Source organism: Haemophilus parainfluenzae (genome assembly GCF_003252725.1).
GTDB lineage: Bacteria > Pseudomonadota > Gammaproteobacteria > Enterobacterales > Pasteurellaceae > Haemophilus_D > Haemophilus_D parainfluenzae_L.
In genome coordinates, this window is record NZ_QEPO01000025.1 from 1 (window position 1) to 1831 (window position 1831).

Genomic DNA, 1831 nt, shown 5'->3' on the forward strand with positions numbered 1-1831 from the left:
CCACGGTTACGAATTGCAATAACCACGCCTTCGAATGCTTGCAAACGACGTTTGCTACCTTCAACTACCCATACTTTAACTTCTAAAGTATCACCTGGGCGGAAGCTAGGTACGTTTTGTTTTAATTGTTCTTGTTCAAGTTGTTTGATAATGTTAGACATTGTTTGATCCTTTATTGATCCTAGATGTAACTGAAACTAACTGTTATGCTCGGCTTGCGCCTCTTTTAACAGTTTACGTTGTTCGTCAGTCAGAGCTAGGCCTTCTAAGAGCTCAGGGCGTCGGAGCCACGTTCTTTGTAGCGATTGTTTTAATCGCCATTTCCGAATTTCTTCGTGATGTCCCGACATCAGCACGGGTGGTACAGTTAATCCTTCTAACACTTCCGGTCTGGTGTAATGCGGGCAATCTAATAAACCGTCTGCAAAAGAATCTTCTTCTGCGGAAGCTTGTTTGCCTAATACACCAGGAATAAAACGTGCAACAGCATCAATTAATGTCATTGCAGGCAATTCCCCACCAGTCAGAACGTAATCGCCAATTGACCATTCCTCATCAATTTCAGTTTGAATCAATCGCTCATCAATACCTTCGTAACGTCCACATACCAAAATCAATTTCTGATTTTGAGCAAGTTCCGTTACTCCAACTTGATCGAGTTTACGTCCTTGTGGCGAAAGGTAAATCACCTTTGCGCCTTCTCCTGCCGCTGCTTTCGCAGCATGAATCGCATCCCGTAAAGGTTGCACCATCATCAGCATTCCCGGACCACCACCATAAGGACGGTCATCCACGGTTTTATGCTTGTCTAATGTAAAATCTCTTGGATTCCAACATTCTACTTGCAGAAGATTATGTTTTACGGCTCTACCTGTAACCCCAAATTCCGTAATCGCTTTAAACATTTCGGGGAATAATGAAATCACCCCTATCCACATAAAAAGCCTACTACATTACGTTTGTGCATACTTGAGATTAGAAACCAGCGTCCCAATCCACTTCAATTATTTTCGTGGTGAGATCGACTCTTTTAACTACTTGTTCATACAAAAACGGAATTAACCGCTCTTGTTTTCCAAAAGCATCCTTGGTATTGGCTTTCACCACTAACACATCATTAGAACCGGTTTCCATCATCTCTGTTACCGTTCCCATTGTATAACCTTCTAGGTTGACGACTGAACAACCGATTAAATCGTGCCAGTAATAATCACCCTCTTCCAGTTCAGGGAAAACAGATAAATCCACACCAATTTCAACATTTGCTAAAATTTGTGCGGCTTCACGATCATCAACGCCTTTTAATTTAACGATGATTTCGTGATTATGATGACGCCAGTTTTCTAATTCAGTTGGCTGCCATTCACCTTTGATTTTTAAAAACCAAGGTTGATAATCAAAAATGCTTTCAGCTTGTTCTGTTGATGAATAAATACGTAACCACCCACGAATACCGTAGGTTGAGCCTAATTTGCCCACAACTTCAATACGTTGTTGTTCCATATTTTTCACCTATCTTAGTTTAAGAACTAAATCAAAAAGCGAGATTATGCTTTTTGAGCTTCTTTTACCAAAGTTGCAACACGGTCTGAAAGTGAAGCACCTTGAGCAACCCAGTGGTTTACACGCTCAAGATCAACACGAAGACGCTCTGCGTTACCTTGTGCGATTGGGTTGAAGAAACCTATACGCTCAATGAAACGACCGTCACGTGGTGAACGGCTGTCAGCTACTACGATTTGATAAAATGGGCGTTTTTTAGCTCCGCCACGAGATAAACGAATGGTTACCATAACCTTCCTCTAAATGTTTAATTACTAAAAGAATATTC

4 protein-coding genes are annotated in these 1831 nt (G+C 41.2%); all 4 read right to left on the reverse strand.

Going from position 1 to position 1831, the window contains the following annotated elements; translation table 11 throughout:
* On the reverse strand, positions 1-161 hold a 161-nt coding region (locus tag DPV85_RS09850; protein ID WP_114975239.1), incomplete at its 3' end, for a 50S ribosomal protein L19.
* 36 nt (positions 162-197) lie between these two features.
* Complete coding sequence (trmD, locus tag DPV85_RS09855; RefSeq protein ID WP_111327873.1) at positions 198-938, reverse strand: tRNA (guanosine(37)-N1)-methyltransferase TrmD; 741 nt, start codon at positions 936-938, stop codon at positions 198-200.
* Between the two features lie 37 nt (positions 939-975).
* Complete coding sequence (gene rimM / locus DPV85_RS09860; RefSeq protein ID WP_053465608.1) at positions 976-1503, reverse strand: ribosome maturation factor RimM; 528 nt, start codon at positions 1501-1503, stop codon at positions 976-978.
* A 44-nt stretch (positions 1504-1547) separates the two neighbouring features.
* On the reverse strand, positions 1548-1793 hold the full coding sequence (gene rpsP, locus DPV85_RS09865) for a 30S ribosomal protein S16 (protein ID WP_111303547.1): 246 nt from the start codon (positions 1791-1793) through the stop codon (positions 1548-1550).
* Between the last annotated feature and the right edge of the window lie 38 nt (positions 1794-1831).

Bases quoted from the DNA above. Each gene is read 5' to 3' on its own strand.
- rpsP (WP_111303547.1), bottom strand. From the start codon at position 1,793: ATGGTAACCATTCGTTTATCTCGTGGCGGAGCTAAAAAACGCCCATTT.
- trmD (WP_111327873.1), bottom strand. From the start codon at position 938: ATGTGGATAGGGGTGATTTCATTATTCCCCGAAATGTTTAAAGCGATT.
- rimM (WP_053465608.1), bottom strand. From the start codon at position 1,503: ATGGAACAACAACGTATTGAAGTTGTGGGCAAATTAGGCTCAACCTAC.